General features: G+C 45.2%; 15 protein-coding genes. 11 read left to right on the forward strand and 4 right to left on the reverse strand.

Annotation, left to right across the window (positions count from 1 at the left end):
* Positions 1-454: 454 nt before the first annotated feature.
* The 4 genes from AZ46_RS19855 to AZ46_RS19865 all read left to right on the forward strand — a co-directional run bounded on the left by AZ46_RS19855 (position 455) and on the right by AZ46_RS19865 (position 4,719).
* Positions 455-1,129, forward strand: a complete 675-nt coding sequence (locus AZ46_RS19855) for a response regulator transcription factor (protein WP_029283472.1) — start codon at positions 455-457, stop codon at positions 1,127-1,129.
* A 3-nt stretch (positions 1,130-1,132) separates the two neighbouring features.
* Positions 1,133-2,530 carry a sensor histidine kinase gene (locus AZ46_RS19860; RefSeq protein ID WP_235728257.1) on the forward strand — a complete coding sequence of 466 codons (1,398 nt, stop codon included), beginning with the start codon at positions 1,133-1,135 and terminating at the stop codon, positions 2,528-2,530.
* 73 nt (positions 2,531-2,603) lie between these two features.
* On the forward strand, positions 2,604-2,759 hold the full coding sequence (locus AZ46_RS21805; RefSeq protein WP_139015520.1) for a lmo0937 family membrane protein: 156 nt from the start codon (positions 2,604-2,606) through the stop codon (positions 2,757-2,759).
* Between the two features lie 313 nt (positions 2,760-3,072).
* Complete coding sequence (locus AZ46_RS19865; protein WP_029283476.1) at positions 3,073-4,719, forward strand: ribonuclease J; 1,647 nt, start codon at positions 3,073-3,075, stop codon at positions 4,717-4,719.
* A gap of 21 nt (positions 4,720-4,740) precedes the next feature.
* Here AZ46_RS19865 and AZ46_RS19870 read toward each other — a convergent pair whose 3' ends face one another.
* Both AZ46_RS19870 and AZ46_RS19875 read right to left on the reverse strand, forming a co-directional pair.
* Complete coding sequence (locus AZ46_RS19870; RefSeq protein ID WP_029283478.1) at positions 4,741-6,048, reverse strand: MFS transporter; 1,308 nt, start codon at positions 6,046-6,048, stop codon at positions 4,741-4,743.
* A gap of 115 nt (positions 6,049-6,163) precedes the next feature.
* On the reverse strand, positions 6,164-7,636 hold the full coding sequence (locus AZ46_RS19875) for a SulP family inorganic anion transporter (RefSeq protein ID WP_029283480.1): 1,473 nt from the start codon (positions 7,634-7,636) through the stop codon (positions 6,164-6,166).
* A gap of 362 nt (positions 7,637-7,998) precedes the next feature.
* Here AZ46_RS19875 and AZ46_RS19880 point away from each other — a divergent pair, with 362 nt between their 5' ends.
* The 4 genes from AZ46_RS19880 (at position 7,999) to AZ46_RS19895 (ending at position 13,472) form a co-directional block, all read left to right on the forward strand.
* Complete coding sequence (locus tag AZ46_RS19880) at positions 7,999-8,916, forward strand: proline dehydrogenase family protein (protein WP_029283482.1); 918 nt, start codon at positions 7,999-8,001, stop codon at positions 8,914-8,916.
* A gap of 28 nt (positions 8,917-8,944) precedes the next feature.
* Positions 8,945-10,486 carry an L-glutamate gamma-semialdehyde dehydrogenase gene (gene pruA, locus AZ46_RS19885; protein WP_029283484.1) on the forward strand — a complete coding sequence of 514 codons (1,542 nt, stop codon included), beginning with the start codon at positions 8,945-8,947 and terminating at the stop codon, positions 10,484-10,486.
* 182 nt (positions 10,487-10,668) lie between these two features.
* Entirely contained in the window at positions 10,669-12,123 is a 1,455-nt protein-coding gene (gene putP, locus AZ46_RS19890) for a sodium/proline symporter PutP (protein WP_029283485.1), read from the forward strand.
* Positions 12,124-12,251: 128 nt separating this feature from the next.
* Positions 12,252-13,472: a PucR family transcriptional regulator gene (locus tag AZ46_RS19895; RefSeq protein WP_029283488.1), complete on the forward strand. Its 1,221-nt coding sequence runs from the start codon at positions 12,252-12,254 to the stop codon at positions 13,470-13,472.
* A gap of 256 nt (positions 13,473-13,728) precedes the next feature.
* Here the strand turns inward: AZ46_RS19895 and AZ46_RS19900 are convergent, their stop codons facing one another.
* Entirely contained in the window at positions 13,729-14,136 is a 408-nt protein-coding gene (locus AZ46_RS19900) for a YkvA family protein (protein ID WP_029283490.1), read from the reverse strand.
* Positions 14,137-14,269: 133 nt separating this feature from the next.
* Between AZ46_RS19900 and AZ46_RS19905 the strand changes: the two genes are divergently transcribed.
* Positions 14,270-14,950, forward strand: a complete 681-nt coding sequence (locus AZ46_RS19905) for a zinc metallopeptidase (protein WP_029283492.1) — start codon at positions 14,270-14,272, stop codon at positions 14,948-14,950.
* A gap of 49 nt (positions 14,951-14,999) precedes the next feature.
* Here the strand turns inward: AZ46_RS19905 and AZ46_RS19910 are convergent, their stop codons facing one another.
* Positions 15,000-17,006, reverse strand: coding sequence for a sigma-54 interaction domain-containing protein (locus AZ46_RS19910; RefSeq protein WP_029283493.1), 2,007 nt, complete (start codon positions 17,004-17,006; stop codon positions 15,000-15,002).
* 277 nt (positions 17,007-17,283) lie between these two features.
* Here AZ46_RS19910 and AZ46_RS19915 point away from each other — a divergent pair, with 277 nt between their 5' ends.
* On the forward strand, positions 17,284-18,711 hold the full coding sequence (locus AZ46_RS19915) for a YfcC family protein (RefSeq protein WP_029283496.1): 1,428 nt from the start codon (positions 17,284-17,286) through the stop codon (positions 18,709-18,711).
* 36 nt (positions 18,712-18,747) lie between these two features.
* Positions 18,748-19,923, forward strand: a complete 1,176-nt coding sequence (iadA, locus tag AZ46_RS19920) for a beta-aspartyl-peptidase (protein ID WP_029283497.1) — start codon at positions 18,748-18,750, stop codon at positions 19,921-19,923.
* Position 19,924: the final 1 nt, after the last annotated feature.

Genomic DNA, 19,924 nt, shown 5'->3' on the forward strand with positions numbered 1-19,924 from the left:
ACTTTCTTTATAAACTTTCGCGGGCAGTAAAGAAGTATCAGCCGATGTTATAACCCTTATTTTAAAATCCGACTGTATTCTTTACAAGCTGTTCATTGATTACGTGAAGAAAATGGTGCCCTATAAAATTGCACTCCAGGAATATAGGGTATCGAAAAGCGAAAATGGTACCCTGTAAACCGGTACTCCGGAAATATAGGGCATCAAAAAGCGAAAATGGTACCCTGTAAACCGGTACTCCGGAAATATAGGGCATCAAAAAGCGAAAATGATACCCTATAAATTGCCCCTCAGGAAATATAGGGCACCAAAACTCCAAAATGGTACCCTATAAACCTGCCCTGCGCGAATACAAGGCACCAAAACCCAAAATAGCAAAAACCTCATAAAAATTTCACATCCTTCAGGTAAAATAGGAGGTACTATATAGACAGGCAAAAGCGAGGTTATTCTTATGAGCACAACAACGGTGATGGTACTTGATGATGAAGAAGCAATGCGGTCTCTGATCAGAACGTTCCTGGTTCAGGAAGGCTACAGGGTGATTGAAGCGGCAAATGGTTCAGAGGCTCTTGATCTTTTGAAAAGAGAGGTTCCGGATCTGATTATTGCAGATGTTATGATGCCGTATATGGACGGGTTTTCTTTTGCAGCGGAATTAAAAAAGGCGTATGAGATTCCGCTAATTTTCCTGTCGGCAAAAGGGGAAGAGTGGGATAAGATTCAGGGCCTGAAACTTGGCGGGGATGATTATATTGTGAAGCCGTTCCACCCGGGAGAATTGCTTGCGAGAGTGGAGTCTGTTCTCAGGAGAGCAAGGCAGAGCACGTCTGCAGGCAGCAGGGCAGCAGTGGGGCCGCTTGTTCTGGATGCTCTCTCTTATAAGGCGATGATTGGAAGCGAGACGCTTTCGCTGACGCTTAAGGAGTTTGAGCTTTTGTCGATTCTCGCCAGAAATAAAGGAACGGTCTTTACCAGGGAGCAGCTCCTTGAATCGGTATGGGGCTCTAATTATATTGGTACTGGCAGAACGGTGGATACTCATATCAAAACATTAAGGCTTAAATTAAAAGACCATGCGCATCTTATACAGACCGCATGGGGCGTGGGCTATAAATTTGAGGTGTAGGGATTGATTAAGCGATTAAATTTAAGTCAGAAAGTGCTGATGCTGATTGGTGCCTGCATTCTTTTCAGCATTGTTTTTTCTTTTTTCTTTCTGCATTTTTTGTATAAGGAGCTTTATTTCAACAGTGTGAAAGAGTCTGTGATTTTTCAGGGAGAGAGAACGGCAGCACACTATCACTCCGGGACGCTGAGTGAAGACCTTGCAGAGAAAATCCACTGGTACAATATGGTTTCTGAATATGAAGTGATTGTCCTTGATGAAATTGAAGATCTGTCTTCTTATTTTCCTTATGAAATTAATCATCAGGCTCTCATTACCCGTTCAGACAGAAAGAGGCTTGAGAATGAAGAGTTTATTGTAAAAGACGGGTATGTAGAAGAGTTCGGCAGGGAAATCATTGGAGCCGTTTTCCCTGTTGCCGGAAAAAGCGGCACAGAAAGCTATATTTATATTTATGTGCCTCTCGCTGATCTTCAGGAAGTGTTTGAGGGAAGCATTCCGATTCTTTTGCTTGCAGGCTCCATGTTTTTTATGATTTTGTTTCTTGCCGTCAATCAGATTCGGCGTTCCCTGTTTCAGCCGCTTCAGGAAATCAGGCTTTTTTCAAAGGAAGTTTCCAGAGGGAATTACTCCAACAGGCTCCAGATTTCAAAGCGGGATGAAATTGGAGAACTGGCAAGAGCGTTTAATTCGATGAGTGAATCTCTTGAGAAGCAGGAGGCGCGCAAAAAAGAATTCCTTGCAAATATTGTTCACGAGCTGAGAACACCTCTTACTTATATTGGAGGGTACAGCCAGGCGCTGTCCCATCAGATGTATGAATCTCCTGAGGAAGCAGAGCACTATTTGAAGACGATTGAAAGGGAAACGAACCGGGTCAACAAGATGATTCATGACCTGATTGACCTCGACGTCCTTCAGGAGAGTATGTATACCCTGAAGACAGAGCCGATCGCCATTTCGCAGCTGTTTTTGGACACGTTTGCTTTGTTTGAAATTAGGCTGCATGAAAAAAATCTGCAGACGAAGCTTCATTTACATGAAGATCTTGTGATCATGGGCGATCCGAAACGGATTCAGCAGGTGTTCTACAATTTGATTGACAATGCGATAAAGTACGCAGAAGAAGGAAGCGTGATCCGAATTTCCTTCTCAGAAGAGAAGCACCGGTTTCATTTCCGCATTCATAACATTGGAAGCGAGCTGTCGGAACAGGATCTTGCTCATATCGGAGAGCGCTTCTTCCGGACGGATAAAGCGCGCAGCCGCCTGACAGGAGGAACCGGGCTTGGGCTTTCAATTGTCAAAGAAATTGTCAGGCTCCATGAAGGTGAACTCAGGATTGAAAGTGACGCTTCAACAGGGACTGCGGTAACCGTTATGCTGCCGGCACTTCTTTAAAAAAAGGATCTGTTTATTTCTGCAGAATTAAGGGAAACTACTACGTAACTAAACGAGAAAGTAGGGACCCGCTATGTTATGGACGATTATTGGACTTTTAATCTTATTTTGGATTCTAGGGCTTGTTTTCAAGGTTGCTGGAGGAATTATTCATATTCTTCTTGTCCTTGCTTTGATTGTGTTCCTGTATAATTTCTTCATGAAAAGAAAAGGCAGGGCACGGGGATAAGTGCGGAAGACCAGCGGAAGCGTATGCTGACTGCTGGTCTTTTTTTATGCCCTATAAATTCGAAAAGAATTTTTTAGGCTAGTGATGATGTTATAAAGATATCTTCGGCAAGCGGAAGGGCCTAGATCCTCTGTCAGAACAAATCCGTCAAAAAAGGCGGGACCCGGACTTTTCGGCCGGATTCTTATCTGCCTATCGGATCTGAGCAAGGCGCTTGCGCTTTTGTGCGCCATCTTATGTTACAATGAAACAATAGTTCACTTTGTGAAGAAACGATACTAAGATAAGCAATCAGCTTGCTGGGAGACTAAACATGACTAAAGAAAAAAACGTAAAAATCATACCGCTTGGCGGGATGGGCGAAATCGGAAAGAACATGTATGTGGTTGAGTATGGCGGAGAAATCGTCATTGTTGATGCAGGCGTCAAGTTTCCGGATGAAGAATTAAGGGGCGTTGATTACATCATTCCTGATTACTCATACCTTGTGAAGAATGCAGGGAGAGTAAAAGGCCTGTTCATCACTCACGGACATGAAGATCATATCGGCGGAGTGCCGTTTTTATTGAAACAATTAAATGTGCCTGTTTATGCCGGAGGACTGGCTATGGGCTTTATCCGGAACAAGCTTGAAGAGCATGGGCTGCTGAGAGAAGCAGAACTGCACGACATTACGGAAGACAGCTTGATTGAACTTGGTGAATTGCAAGTGTCCTTTTTCCGGACAACGCACAGTATCCCTGATTCATTCGGAGTTGTGATCCACACGCCGCAGGGGAACGTGGTTCACACAGGTGACTTCAAATTTGATTTAACTCCGGCAGGTCCTGAACAGGACTTGTCGAAGATTGCAAAAGTCGGGCAGGACGGAGTTCTCTGTCTTTTATCTGACAGCACCAACAGCGAAATTCCCGGGTTCTCTGTTTCTGAGAAGAAAATCGGCCAGAACATTTTGAACGTAGTCAGAAAGCAGTCCGGCCGAATTATCGTCGCTCTGTTTGCATCAAACGTGTTCCGTCTGCAGCAGGTGATTCAGGCATCTGTCGCATGCGGAAGAAAGGTTGCCTACACAGGTAGAAGCATGGAGAGAGCGATCGGCATCGGCCTTGAGCTCGGATACATTGATGCTCCAAAGGGCACGTTTATCGATCCTAATGAAATCAGTGCCTATAAAAACAGCGAGCTGACTATTCTGTGCACGGGAAGTCAGGGAGAGCCCTTTGCTGCCCTTTCCCGAATTGCAGAAGGAAAGCATCGCCATATCCATATTGAAGAAGGCGACACGATCATCTTCTCATCTTCTCCAATTCCGGGGAATGTTCTCAGCGTGAACCGCATCGTCAACAAACTGATGAAAGCGGGAGCGGATGTTATTGATAACAAGCTTTATGACATTCATACATCAGGACATGGCGGCCAGGAAGAGCTGAAGCTGATGCTTAAGCTTCTAAAACCGAAATTCCTTGTGCCGATCCACGGGGAGTACCGCATGCAGAAGATGCATCAGGCACTTGCCCTGGACTGCTTTGTTCCGGAAGAAAACATCTTTATTCTCGACAACGGGCAGGTTCTTAATGTGTCAAAAGAAAAAGCTTACCAGGCAGGAAGAGTGCCTGCACGGTCTGTCTATGTAGACGGCCACGGTATCGGCGATGTCGGAACGTCTCTGCTTGGTGAACGGAAACAGCTCGCAGACAGCGGAATTCTATCGATTCTTCTTTTCAAAGAAGGGGAAGAAATTATCCGCAAGCCGCAAATCATCTCAAGAGGCTTTGTCTATTTGAGAGAATCAAGCAGCTTTATGGGAGAAATCGAAACGAGGGCAGCAGCTCTTGTTGATCAGCATCCAGCAGATGATATTGAACGGAAATTAAGTTCGGCTATTTCTGATTTCATCTATAAAAAATTGAAGAGGTCTCCAATTGTTGTGACGAAAGTCATTGATGTGACAAGGGGATAATGAAAAAAGCTCTGAATTGTTTCAGAGCTTTTTGCTTTTTACAGAAATCTGTTCAATATCACCGAGCACGACGGTGTAAAAAATCAAGCCAATGACGAGTACGGCCGCCGCAATGATGAAAGCAAGATTAAATGAACCTGTTGCGTCCACTATATATCCGGTCAAGAAGGTAGCAATGATCCCTCCGAAAAGGTTGTTCGCAAAATTGACCATTGAACTCAGGATCGCTGTTGTGCCGGGCGGTGCAAGCTTTGCTGCAATCGTCCAGCCGATTGGGGCTGTTGCGGATATTCCGGCAAGGCCAACGGAAATGAAAATCATCGACAGGACCGGGCTTGATGTAAAGATGGACCCGATAAAGATAAGGCCGATAAGAAGTCCAGCCGCAATGATGTTTTTATATACTCTGTCAGGGGCGTATCCTTTCTTGATCAGGCTGTCGACAAGCCACCCGCCAGCGAGAATCCCTGAGAGAGCGGCAATCAGCCAAGGGATGGCTGTATAAAGAGCGGAGGAAAGCAAATCCAGCTGAAACTGCTCCTTAAAGAACGTAGGAAGCCAAAGAAGCAGCAGGTTAAAAGTATATCCGTACCCGGTAAAACCAATCATCAGCCCCCAAGCCTTTCTGTTTGTAAAAAACGATTTCAGCACAAGTGCCGCTTTATAAGAAGGAAGGTCTGAAGAATCTTCGTACATATGAATGTAGTTGATTTCTTCTTTTGATATGCTCTTGTGAGTGTCCGGCTCGTCGTAATATTTCCAGAAGACAAAGGTAAACAGCACGTTAATCGCCCCGATTGCCAAAAAAGCGGTTTTCCAGTCATAAAGGGTGATCAATATCGCTACAAGAGGCCCGCCGATTACATTTGAAAGTTTGGCAGAGGAATCAAACAGGGCATTGGCAAGTCCTCTCTCATGAAAAGGAAACCAGCTGGCTGTAGCTTTTGCTGCGGCAGGAAAAGCAGACGCGCTGGTGATGCCTGTGAAAAAACGGATGATGTATAAAAGAAGAGTGCCTTGAATAAAGACGAGGCTGATCGTCAAAAACGTCCAGATGACCATGCCGGTCCTTGTCACCCAGCTGACTCCCCACCTGTCGAGCATACTGCCGATCGGAAGCTGCATAAGGGTATAGGCATAGTTATACACCGTAAAAACAAGCCCCATTTCAAAAGCGCTCAACGAAAAGGCTTTCTGAAGTTCAGGGGCAGCGGCAGCAAGGGCAACCCTGTCAAAGTAATTCAATATAATGAACGTGCTTAAAAGCGCAGATATTGTCCACCTTGTATTTTTTCCCGCGGGCCGGGCTATTTCTGTTTCATTACTCAACTATCACACCTGCCTATCGAAAAGAAATCTATGCTTTAGGTTTCCTCAATTAGGCAGCATCATGCTAATAGAAAAACAAAAAAGAGAGATGCACGACGGCATCTCTCTTTGTTTATTAGTGATTTACTGCTTTGGCATCCGGTTTATCGTAAAGAGCTAGCTTTTCTAAAAGACTGCTGCTGTCGTCGTTTAGACCGGTTAGTATGACTTCTTTGCCGTGCTGTCTGTATTTCATGATGATTTTATCAATTGCTCCTGCTGCCGAATCATCCCAGAGGTGGGCGCTGCTTAAATCAAGATAAATGGTACGGGCTTCTTCTTTAAAATCAAAAGCAGCTACAAGGTTTTGGACGGAAGCAAAGAATACCTGCCCGTGCACTTTGTATGTTTTTGCCATCGTCCGTTTATCTGTAAACGATTCGACGTGCACCTTCGATATTTTAGCGGCAAAGAACAGAGCGCTTAAAATAACTCCGGCCAGCACACCTTTGGATAAATCATGTGTAGCGACGACGGTAACGACTGTGACAACCATGACTGCCGCATCTGACTTCGGCATCACATGAAGCTTTGTGAGCGAGGACCAGTCGAATGTGCCGATTGACACCATAATCATAACCCCGACAAGGGCTGCCATTGGAATCTGAACGAGCAGATCGTTCAGTAAAACAATAAGAACCATCAGGAAGACACCTGCCACAAACGTTGAAAGCCTGCCTCTTCCTCCGGACTTCACATTAATGACGGACTGGCCGATCATGGCACAGCCTGCCATACCGCCGAAAAATCCATTCACAATGTTAGCGATGCCCTGTCCTTTGGCTTCTTTATTTTTATCACTTTCCGTATCTGTCATATCATCGACAATCTGAGCTGTCAGCAGGGATTCCAATAATCCTACAAGAGCAAGCGCAAAGGAATAAGGAAGAATGATCTGCAGTGTTTCGAATGTTAATGGTATTTGGGGGATTAAAAACATAGGCAGCTCCTGCGCCAATTCACCCATATCACCGACTGTGCGCACACCGGCACCCGTCATAACCGCAATGACCGAGATGACAACAATGGCAACGAGCGGAGACGGCACGGCAGTTGTGAATCTAGGCAGAATATAAATAATGGCCAGTGCTCCTGCTACCATCGCATACATGATCCAGGATTCTCCCGCAAAATGTGGAAGCTGAGCCATAAAAATGAGTATAGCCAAAGAATTAACAAAGCCGACCATTACAGATCTCGGAATAAACCGCATCGCCCTTCCGAGTTTAAGTGCACCCATGACATACTGAATGATGCCTGTGAGCACAGTAGCGGCAAGAAGATACTGAAGACCATGTTCAGCAACGAGCGTCACCATCAGAAGTGCCATCGCCCCGGTTGCAGCCGAAATCATGCCGGGCCTTCCCCCGACAAATGAAATAACCACCGCAATACAAAATGAAGCGTAGAGTCCGACCATTGGATCTACTCCTGCAATAATGGAAAAGGCAATGGCCTCCGGAATAAGCGCCAGAGCAACAACAATGCCGGATAGAATATCTCCGCGTATGTTGCCGAACCATTCCTGTTTAATTGTCTGTACGTTCAAATCAAAAAACACCTCTTTTTATTTTTTTATGGCTTTCAACTCTCATGAAAGCCGGGTCCGTTAGTAACCTGAAAATTATATCATCATACGCCATAAAAGGGGTAATGTCATGTAAGCGTCAACAAGAGGTGTTTACTTTTAATTGCTTACTTTTTCATGAGTTTAGTCTTGGATGGCAAAAATGGTGATCAGTTTGTTGAAATGGTTTCATCTCTATCCAGAAAATACCGGATTATGGCTTCTATTTGTCTAAAACCAACAAATAAAGCGCTTGAATATTGTTTTTTTAGAACGTTGTGAAAATTGTCGACAGGACGTAAGATGAGGGTGTAGAACAACTTTTATGAGGGGGTGCATGTAAAGTGGAAGCGATTACAAGAGACTTTTTCCTCTTCTTATCAAAGAACCATTTACTTAACAATATAGCTAAAAAGCGCGGAGGCAGTTTTGCAGCCGGCAAAATTATCGGCGGAACTGATTTTAAAAGTTCCATAAAGTTCATCAGACAGCTGAATGACAGCGGATTATCTGTAACAGTCGATCATCTTGGCGAATTTGTAGATTCAGAGGCCGTTACACGCGAGCGGACGGCAGAATGCATCGAAACCATTGAAATGATCAGCAGAGAGAAGCTTGATTCTCAGGTGTCACTGAAAATGACATCGCTCGGTCTTGATATCGACCGGAAGCTTGTGATTGAAAACATGACAAAGATTCTGGATACGGCAGAAAGACACGGCGTCATGGTCACCATTGACATGGAGGATGAAGTGCGCTGCCAGGCAACTCTTGATATCTTCAAAGAGTTTAAAGCAAAATACAGCTGCATCAGCACGGTGCTGCAGGCATACTTGTACCGCACAGAAAGAGATTTAAGCGACCTGGCTGACTATCAGCCGTTTCTCCGTCTTGTAAAAGGCGCATATAAAGAATCACCGGAAGTAGCGTTTCCTGAAAAGAAAGATGTAGATGAAAACTACAAAAAGCTGATTGAACAAAGCCTGCTTAACGGCAACTATACAGCTATAGCATCCCATGACGATCAGATCATCGAATATACGAAAATGCTTGCCAAAAAGCATCATATTCCTAATTCGCAATTTGAGTTTCAAATGCTCTACGGCATGAGAAGCAAAACGCAGCTTGACCTTGTGAAGCAGGGCTACAAGATGCGCGTTTATGTTCCATACGGTCTTGACTGGTATGGCTACTTCATGAGAAGACTTGCCGAAAGACCTTCAAATATCGCATTTGCATTTAAAGGTATGGTCAAAAGCTAACCAATTTTATTAAAGGGAGAGGATCTGCATGATTCCATACAAACACGAACCATTTACTGATTTTTCAAACGAGGAAAACAAGAAAGCATACCTTGAGGCGCTTGAGCAGGTAGAAGGCTACCTTGGCCAGGATTATCCGCTTTATATTGGGGCAGAAAAGGTAACGACTGAAGACAAAATCACGTCTTACAACCCGGCTGATAAAGCTCAGGTAGTCGGACGCGTTTCAAAAGCAAACCGCGAGCTTGCTGAAAAGGCTATGCAGGAAGCATCTGCAGCATTTGAAAGCTGGAAAAAAGTAAAACCTGAAATCCGCGCTGACGTTCTTTTCAAAGCAGCAGCCATCATCCGCCGCCGTAAGCACGAGTTTTCGGCTCTTTTAACAAAGGAAGCGGGCAAGCCTTGGAATGAAGCAGATGCGGACACAGCTGAAGCGATTGATTTCCTTGAGTTTTACGCTCGTCAAATGCTGAAGCTAAAAGACGGAGTGCCTGTTGAAAGCCGTCCTGGTGAATACAACCGCTATGACTACATTCCGCTTGGAGTAGGCATCATCATCTCTCCATGGAACTTCCCATTTGCGATCATGGCAGGAACGGCTGTTGCTGCAATCGTAACAGGAAATACGATTCTATTAAAACCGGCTTCAACAACTCCGGTCGTTGCAGCTAAATTCGTTGAGGTTATGCTTGAAGCGGGTCTTCCTGCAGGCGTTCTGAACTTTGTTCCTGGAAGCGGAGCAGAGGTTGGCGACTATCTGGTTGACCATCCGAAAACTCGCTTCATCTCATTCACCGGCTCACGCGATGTAGGCCTTCGCATCTTCAACCGTGCTTCACAGCTGAATGACGGCCAGATTTGGCTTAAGCGTGTAATCGCTGAAATGGGCGGTAAAGATACAATTGTAGTAGACAAAGAGGCAGACCTTGAGCTTGCTGCTCAATCTATCGTGAAATCAGCATTTGGCTTCTCGGGACAAAAGTGTTCTGCATGCTCGCGTGCGGTTATCGTTGAAGATGTATACGACCAAGTATTGAACCGTGCGGTTGAACTGACGAAAAAGCTGACAGTAGGCAATCCGACTGAAAACCACTTCATGGGTCCTGTGATTGATCAGGCTGCTTTTGACAAAATTATGAGCTACGTTGAAATCGGCAAAGAAGAGGGCCGCATTCTAGCTGGAGGCGAAGGCGACAGCTCAAAAGGCTTCTTCGTTCAGCCGACAATCGTTGCTGATGTAGATCCGAAAGCGCGCTTAATGCAGGAAGAAATCTTCGGACCGGTTGTTGCATTCGCTAAAGCAAAAGACTTTGATGAGGCGATTGAAATTGCCAACAACACAGAGTACGGCCTGACTGGCGCCGTTATCACGAAAAACCGTGAAAACATGGAAAAAGCACGCGAAGATTTCCATGTAGGAAACCTTTACTTCAACCGCGGCTGCACAGGCGCCATTGTCGGCTACCAGCCATTCGGCGGATTTAATATGTCCGGCACTGACTCTAAAGCGGGCGGACCAGATTACCTTCAGCTTCACATGCAGGCAAAAACAACGTCTGAAACGTTCTGATTTCAGACCCAGGGTAAACAAAAGGGATAAAAAGAAGGAGGAAGTGACCAACCAAGTTGCTTCCTCTTTTTAAAGGCTGATTTCGCATGAAGATGCAGGAAGCTGCATTAAAAAAGGAAGCAGCCTCTATAAAATAGAGAGATTTTTGGCGGGAGAGGGGTACTTTTATGATAGACTATGCACTGCTTACATCGATAGGCATTTACATGGCAGGTATGCTGCTGATCGGGTATTTTGCCTATAAACGTACTTCGAATTTAAACGACTACATGCTTGGGGACCGCGGTCTCGGACCTGCTGTTACGGCTCTCAGCGCTGGAGCTGCCGATATGAGCGGATGGCTTTTGATGGGTCTTCCGGGGGCAATGTATGCGACGGGCTTAAGTTCCATATGGATTGTCATCGGGCTGACGCTAGGAGCTTATGCAAACTGGCTGTATGTTGCACCGCGCTTAAGAACGTATACGGAAATTGCGAATAATTCCATCACCATTCCGTCCTTCCTTGAGAACAGGTTTGCAGACGGATCCCGGATTCTAAGACTGATTTCGGCTTTAGTTATCTTAATATTCTTTACCTTTTACGTATCTTCAGGAATGGTTTCCGGGGGAGTGCTGTTTGAAAGCACGTTTGGACTTGATTATCACACAGGTCTTTGGGTTTTAACGGGCGTTGTCGTCGCCTATACGCTGTTTGGAGGTTTCCTTGCAGTCAGCTGGACTGATTTTGTTCAGGGAATTATTATGTTTGTTGCACTTATCCTGGTTCCGATTGTCACGGTGATTCATGTGGGAGGGTTCGGTCCTGCATTTGAAACGCCGGGAACAATCAATCCGGCTTTACTTGATATTTTTAAAGGGACAAGCTTCCTTGGCATCGTTTCACTCTTTGCGTGGGGACTCGGCTATTTCGGTCAGCCTCATATTATCGTCCGCTTTATGGCGATCAGCTCTGTGAAAGAAATTAAAAAGGCACGCGCAATCGGGATGGGATGGATGATTTTTTCCAGCATCGGCGCGATGCTTACCGGATTTTTCGGCATCACTTATTTTGCGGGAGAGGGCACAAAGCTTGAAGATCCCGAGACAGTTTTCATTGTCCTTGGAGAAGTATTGTTTCATCCTTTTATCACCGGATTTTTAATCTCGGCAATTCTCGCTGCCATCATGAGCACAATTTCTTCGCAGCTGCTTGTAACAGCAAGCTCGCTTACGGAGGATATGTACAAAACCTTCTTCAGACGTTCGGCATCAGATAAAGAGCTCGTCTTTTTAGGCAGAATGTCCGTCCTTATGATTTCGATTATTGCCCTGTTTCTTTCATGGGAGCAAAATGATACGATTCTTGGACTTGTCGGGTATGCGTGGGCAGGCTTTGGTTCTTCATTTGGACCGCTGATCCTCCTGAGCCTTTTCTGGAAACGCATGACGAAGTGGGGTGCACTCGCCGGAATGGTTGTAGGCGCAGCAACGGTCATCATCTGGTCAATGGCCGGATTGTCAGACATGCTTTATGAAATGATTCCGGGATTTGCCGCAAGTTTAATTGCCATTGTGGCAGTCAGTCTGATCACACCTCAGCCTCCGAAAGAAGCAGGAGAGCAATTTGATGAATTTGAACGAGTGTTGAAGCAGTAATATTCAGCAGGAAGTCCCTATATGCGGACTTCCTGTTTTTTTATAAATCCCCGGCTATTCCATTCTTCTGAATAAAAGGTATATAATTAGGTTCATCATTTACCTAAAGAATCGGGGGGCCGATCTGCATGATCCTTGAGAAGATCCAGACCATTACAAACATTAATGACATTACGGATATGGTCAGCACCTATTTGAAAAAGCCGGTTGTGATTGAAAATGATCAATTTTCTCTTTTGTCCTACAGTTCGTATTACATCGATCAGTTTGATCAGGCGAATCAGCAGACCATTTTCACGAAACACTGGCCCATTCCCATCTTGGAAAAATTTATGGACGAGGGAATTGTGGAACAGCTGAAGACCATTCCCCATCCGTTCAGAGTGAAACAGATTGCAGACATTGGCCTGAATCAGCGTGTCGTTGTAAGCGCTATTTATAAAGACCAGGTTTTTGGCTATATATGGGTCCAGGAGACAGAGCCTATATCAGAGGGGGATCTCGATTTTCTCCATGAAGTGTCCCGTCATATCGGGAAGCTACTCTACCAGAAAAATCAGATTAACCTCAGGGAAAACGAAGAAAAAAATGAATTCTACAAAAAGATCATCGGGGAAGCCTTTCAAACGGAAAACCAGATCAGATGGGAAGCGGCAAATCACAGTATCATGATACCTGAGACGTTTATTGTCACGATCTTTACGGTTTCCCAAAGCGAGGAGGAGCAGCTGGAGGAACTGACGGAGACGGTCAGGCTGTTTGCCAATGCCCTGAATCATTTTGCGCACGTCTTCACCGATCAGCTGAAGGTGGTTGTCATTATCGGAAGCAATGCAAAAGTATCCGATCAGCTCGCGGCAAGTGCAGCAGAACTGACGTCGACGGTCATTTCCCAGCTTGGCGGCTATAAGATATATGCCGGGATCGGCAATTCGTATTCCTCCATCCTGCAGCTCAGAAAATCTTACTATGAGGCTCTTGAAGTGATTAATGCAGCCAAGTTTATCGGCTCTTCTGAAAAACTGCCGTTTACATACAGCAAGCTCGGCATTTTCAGATACCTGGAGACCATTTCAAAGCACCACAGTATTACCGGCTACAACAATACGAGCCTGCAGATCTTAAGGAAAAAAGATGAAGAAAGCCAGACAAAGCTGATCCATACGCTTGAAATTTATCTTCTTAATAACTGCAAGCTGAAACCAACCGCTGAACAGCTGTTTGTACACACAAACACCCTCAAATACCGGATTAATCAAATCCAGGAGCTGACAGCCATCGATTTTGATGATTTTTATACGAGGATCCAGCTGTATATTGATCTGCAGCTTTTGAAAAAAGAGATCTAACCGGGGGTTGAGGCGGTTATTTTTCAGGCACTTATAATGATTGGCGTGTTACCCGGCCGAATTGGATTGTTAGACCGGGAATTCGGATTGTTAGCGGACCGGATTGGATTGTTAGACCGGGAGTTCGGACTGTTAGCCGGCACAACTGGATTGTTTGACCTTGAAATTGGTTCGCAGCCCTGCTGAAGAGTTCATAAAAGTCATTTTTCACATAAAAACGTCTGTTCCAAAGCGGAACAGACGTTTTTTATCGCACTTATTTTATTTTCTCGTCAATGGCAGCCGTGTCGACAGAAGGTCCGAACCATTCCGTCAGCTTTTCTTTCGCCTGGCTTTTAATATCATCATCAATATACATTGCTACCTGAAGGAGGGCGAGGCCCAAAGCCCCGAGGTCATCGGTGTAGCCCACGCCTGCGGCAAGGTCCGGTATAAGGTCAAGCGGCAGGATGAAGTAGCCTAAGGCGCCGATGATGATGGCTTTTGTTTTGGCGGGCACTTCAGGTTTTTGAAGGGTATAGTACAGCAGAAGGACGGCGTACACGACAGATGATCCGGCTTTTTTGCCGAATTTTTTTAATTTATCCCAAAACTTTGAGTCGGAATAGTGTTTTTCCGCTTTCTGCAGTTCCTCAAGGGTATTCTTTTCCTGCTTGATGGTCATGCTTTCACCTTCGTTTCCATGTGGTATGCCATTATTTTACTACAAGATGGGCACATCATGATAGCACTTCGCTGTTTATTAACAGATGCTTCAAGGAAATATAACAGTAAGAACTTTACTCAGGAGGCGCTATATGTTTTTTCATCCGATGGATATTCTCATTTTTGCCGCGTTTGGGCTTGCCCTGTGGGCGCAGGCCAAGGTAAAAAGCAATTTTAATAAATGGTCCAAAGTTCAGGCGTCATCAGGACTTACCGGCATGGAGGTTGCACGGAGAATTCTTGATCATCACGGTCTACACGATGTGCCGGTAGAACCGGTCAGAGGAACTCTTTCCGATCATTATGATCCGACGAAAAAAGCGGTTCGCCTTTCCGAGCCTGTCTATGCGGGTCATTCGATTGCGGCCATTTCGGTTGCGGCACATGAAGTGGGCCACGCCGTTCAGCATAAAGAAGCATACGGGGCACTGACGTTAAGGCATAAAATGTTTCCGGTTGTAAGCCTGTCCTCCGGGGTGGCACCTTTTCTGCTGATCGGAGGGTTTTTGCTCGGTTCAATGAATCTGATCGGACTCGGCATCATTTTCTTCTCGGCAGCTGTCGCCTTTCAGCTGATAACGCTGCCTGTCGAATTTAATGCAAGCAACAGGGCAAAGGATTTTATGATTGCAGAAGGCATCATCCGGAATGAAGAGGAGCGCGGAGTAAATAAAGTGCTTGGAGCAGCCGCCCTGACATATGTAGCTGCGGCGCTCATCTCTCTGCTTGAGCTGCTGAAATTTGTATTGATTTTTACACAGAACAGAGAATAGAAAGATGCCGGACCTTGTAAAAAAGTGTCCGGCTTTTTTGTGCTGACATTTATTTCACGGGAGCAGTACTCTCCAAATATCTTATCCCCGCCTCCGTAATTTTCGTTCCGCCGCGTCCTTTCCGTTTTTGGATCCATCCTTTTTCCTCCAGATCGTCAAGCCGTCTGCGCACTTGCTGAGGGGTAAGGGGAATGATCCATTCTTTTGTTTTTTCCGAAATCAAATCTCTGCTTGCTGCTTTTCCTGCCAGGTTGCATTCTTTCACAATCGACAGGATGGCGTCATGCTCTGACTGCTCGCCGCTTGCTGACTGCGGAATGCTTGGTGAAAACGAATGAGGCAGGTCATTTTTTGTTAAAACAGACCCATCGGCGACTGTAATCATATAATCGACCGTGTTTTTAAGTTCTCTTATGTTGCCGTCCCATTCGGCTGATGCAAGCAAGTTCATCAATGCGGGTTCGACCTTGAGCCACTTGCCGTTTTTTGTGATGAAGTGGTGAATGAGAAGCGGGATATCCTCTTTTCTTTCCTTCAGTGACGGAATGGAGAGGTTAAGGACATTCAGACGGTGAAACAGATCATTGCGGAATGTCTGCTCTTTCATTTGCTTTTCAATCCGTTTATTTGTGGCCGAGATGATTCTGACATTAATGGGGATGATTTTCGTTCCGCCGATTCTGCGGATTTCCTTTTCCTGAAGCACTCTCAGCAGCCGGGACTGCATAGAGAGGCTGATGTCACCGATTTCATCGAGAAAAATCGTCCCATTGTCGGCAAGCTCAAACAATCCTTTCTTTCCTCCGCGCTGAGCACCTGTAAAAGTCCCTTCTTCGTAGCCGAAAAGCTCGCTCTCAAGCAGGCTTTCAGACAGAGCACTGCAGTTGACAGGCAAAAACGGTCCGTTTTTCCGCATGGAATGCTGATGAATGGCGTGTGCAAACAATTCTTTTCCTGTTCCTGATTCCCCCTGGATTAAAATCGGATGTTCAGATAAAGCCAATTTTTTCGCAATCTGTTTGAGGTTTTTCATTCCGGTATTCTCGCAAATGATGTCATCAAAGCTGTATTTGGCAAAAAAACCTTTTTCCCGCAGCTTCCTCTGGGCCGTTTTTTCAATTTCCGATGCCTGCCGGACGCTTTTGAAGACAGCGACAGTTGTTTGTTCTAAAGCCATTGAATAGCGATAAACAGCAACATCGACTCCGTGAATGCTGAAAAGACGGCTTTCTTCGATGCCGTTCTGAATAAATGAAACCACGTCTTCCTGAAGGGCTGCTTTTTGAATGGGAGTGTTGATGATGTCGGATCCTCTTACATGAAACAGAGCTTCAAGCTTTTCATTAAAAACCGTAATTTCCTTTTTTTCATTCATGGCGAGAATGCCGTCATCCACCGTGTTGACTACGTTCTCGAGGTGCTGATAAATCGCTTTTGTCTGTTTTTGCGCAGCCATCAGCTTTTGCTGCAGCTCAATCATGCTGCGGATGTACCTCTCTGAAATGTGGAGAGCTGCATTTTCAGGCAGATTGCAGTAGTCCGCTATTTTTAAAATCGTGGTCATATCAAACAGCCGCACGCCAATATCGAGAATAAGCGGGATATAAGAGGGGACAAGTTCGATTTCGCCCGGTGAAACGGCTGCATCGATTTTCTCTTGATAGGTCTCATTCTTTTTAAACGGGAGAAACCGGACATGGCTGATCCCCAGCTGATAAAGCGACTGAATCAGTTCCATTGTGACATTGTACTCATCATTTACGACAAGAACGCTTGAACCTTCCGGAATGGAAAGGAGTTTGTCCAGATAGTCATGATGAACGGTGCGTTTGCCGATTATAACTTTTTCTGCATCTATATTCTTTATGTAGGAAAGTTCATCTTTGAGGGCTTCAGAGGAATACAGGATAATATCGGCTTTCAAATTCGAAGGAAGACCTTCATCGGCAGCATAGCTCCTTATAGAAAGGTCATCACCCAAAAGCTGAACGAGCTGATGGTGAAGCGTTTTCTTTGTTTTTGTACCGCCTGTCAGGAGAATGAGGGATCGTTTCATATATTCGCTCCTTTTGGTTCTATTGGTTCTATAATATCACAATTGGCCGCCAATAAAAGACCAAAAAAGCAAGGGTTATTAGAAATTTTAGATAATAACTCTTTATGCAGTAAAGTGAATATGAGCCCTTGAAGAAAGTATCATTTTGAATGATACTTACATATGACAAGCATTGAGGTCGGTTGATAACAGCATTTTCTCTTCTTTTTTTCATCTTGGCACACAAATTGCATTTATCTTATTAAACGCATCAAAAGAAAAAGGGGAGAAAACAATTATGGCTCTTGCAGAAAATGCTTATGAACCAAAGGGAAAAGAAGTGAAACCAAAAAAGGAAAGAAAGATCAATGTATTTGCCCTCCTTCTGGGTGTACTGGTTGTTGCAACTCTATTAACCTATGTATTGCCCGCAGGAGACTACGCCAGGGTAGAGGTTGACGGAAGAACCGAGATTGATCCGGATACCTTCACGTCTGCTGAAAATACGCCGGTCAGTCCGTTCGGCATGGTAAAGGCCCTTCATACAGGAATGGTTGAAGCGGCAAACATTATTTTCTTCGTTCTGATCATTGGGGGATTTTTTGGGGTTTTAACTGCTACAGGCACGATTAATTTGCTCATTACCACTCTTGCAAAAAGGCTGGCTTCAAGGGAAAAGCTATTGATTCCGGTCATGATGCTGTTTTTTGCAGTCGGCGGATCGCTTATGGGGATGGCTGAGGAGACGCTTGCTTATATTCCGCTGCTTATTCCGCTTGCTCTTGCTTTAGGATTTGATGTGCTTACGGGAACGGCCATTGTCATTCTCGGGGCAGCTGCCGGTTTTACTACCGCGGTCATGAATCCATTTACGGTAGGGGTTGCTCAGGGTATAGCCGAGCTTCCGATGTTCTCTGGAATGGGATACAGACTTGTATTATTCGTGATTGTCTATGCGGTTTCTGTTATCTTCGTTTACCGTCACGCGATGAAAGTGAAAAAGGATCCGTCAAAAGGGTTCTTTGGAAAATACACAAAAGAGGAAGCGGACGTGCTTCTTCATTCAAAAGATAAGCTTCAAACGAAGCACAAGCTGATTTTGGGTGCATTCCTTCTAAACTATGTTGTCCTTGCTTTTGGAGTTATTAAGTTTCAATGGTACATCACTGAAATTGCGGCACTGTTTGTTGTGTTAACCATTGTTATCGGAATCATTGGCAGACTTTCTGCAGATCAAATGGCAAAATCCTTTGTTGAAGGTTCTTCGCTGCTGATTGGGGGCGCTTTGATTATCGGTGTTTCAAGAGCGACACTGGTCGTTTTGAATGAAGGTCACATCATTGACCCTATGCTTTTTGGAGTGTCTGATACGCTTAAGAACATTCCTGCTTTCTGGAGCGTGATCGGAATGTACAATTTCCAGGCTCTCATCCATTTCATTCTTGCTTCAGGCAGCGGGCACGCGATGCTTACTATGCCGATTATGACGCCGCTTGCCGATTTGCTTGATATTACCCGTCAGACAGCCGTTCTGTCTTTCTCATTTGCAGATGGAATCGGCAACATCATATTCCCGACAGCAGGCACGCTGATGGCAGGCCTTGCAATCGCAGGCATTCCTTGGACAAAGTGGGCAAAATGGGTGCTTCCGCTTGTTTTCATTCAATATCTGATCGGACTTGCAGCCGTTGTAATTGCTCATTTGATAGACTACGGACCGTTTTAAACGACGGATCATCCCAGATAAACAGGAGGTTTACACTTGCTTACACTTATAAAAAATACAGAAGTTTACGCGCCGCATTATTTAGGCAGGAAGGATGTTCTTCTTACCGCGGACAAAATCGGCTACATCAAAGACAGGATTGATCTTGATCTGTCAGCACTGTCCGTTCATGTCATTGACGGAACGGGGAAGCTTCTTGTTCCGGGGTTCATCGATTCACACGTTCACCTGATTGGCGGAGGGGGAGAAGGCGGGTTTAAAACCCGTACTCCCGAGCTGAACTTGAGTGATGCCACGAAAGCAGGCGTTACAACAGTTGTAGGAGTGCTTGGTACAGACGGGACGACAAGAAAAATTGAAAGTCTGCTTGCAAAAGCTCATGCCCTGGAAGAAGAGGGCATAACAACGTATCTGCACACAGGGTCCTACCAGACTCCTGTAAAAACACTGACAGGGAAAATTGAAGAAGATCTTATTTTTATCGATAAAATGATCGGGGTAGGAGAGATTGCGATTTCCGATCACCGTTCATCAGAACCGACGTTTGAAGAGCTATCCAAAATTGCCGCCGCCGCACGAAACGGAGGTCTGATCACGGGGAAGGCAGGCGTCCTTGAAATTCATGTCGGCGACAGTGAACGCAAACTCGACCTGCTTTTTGAAATCGCCGAAAAAACGGATATCCCGATTCATCATTTCCACCCGACTCATATTAACCGGAACGAAGAATTATTTGAAGAAGGCATCAAGTATGCAGAGATTGGGGGATATGTGGATTTCACAACGAGCACGATTCCCCAATTTCTCGAAGAAGGGGAAGTAAAGTGCAGCCGGGGTCTCAGACTGATGCTTGAAAAAGGCGTGCCTGTCACGCAAATCACGTTTTCATCAGATGGACAGGCAAGTCTTCCTTATTTTGATGAAAACGGTGATTTTGCCGGACTTCAAGTCGGGAAAGTTTCTTCTCTCTATCAGGAGGTGCGATCGGCTGTTCTTGATGAAGGAATCGAACTTGAGACGGCATTGCAGGTGATTACGTCTAACCCGGCCAGGATCCTGAAGCTTAAGAAAAAAGGGGAAATCCGCGAACAGCATGACGCCGATCTTGTCCTGCTTGAAAAAGAATCGCTTGCGATCGACACGGTCATTGCTAAAGGAAAAATAATGATTGAAGAAGGCGTCCCGCTTGTTAAGGGCACCTTTGAACAATAAA

This window comes from Metabacillus indicus LMG 22858, from assembly GCF_000708755.2.
GTDB classification, from domain to species: domain Bacteria; phylum Bacillota; class Bacilli; order Bacillales; family Bacillaceae; genus Bacillus_P; species Bacillus_P indicus.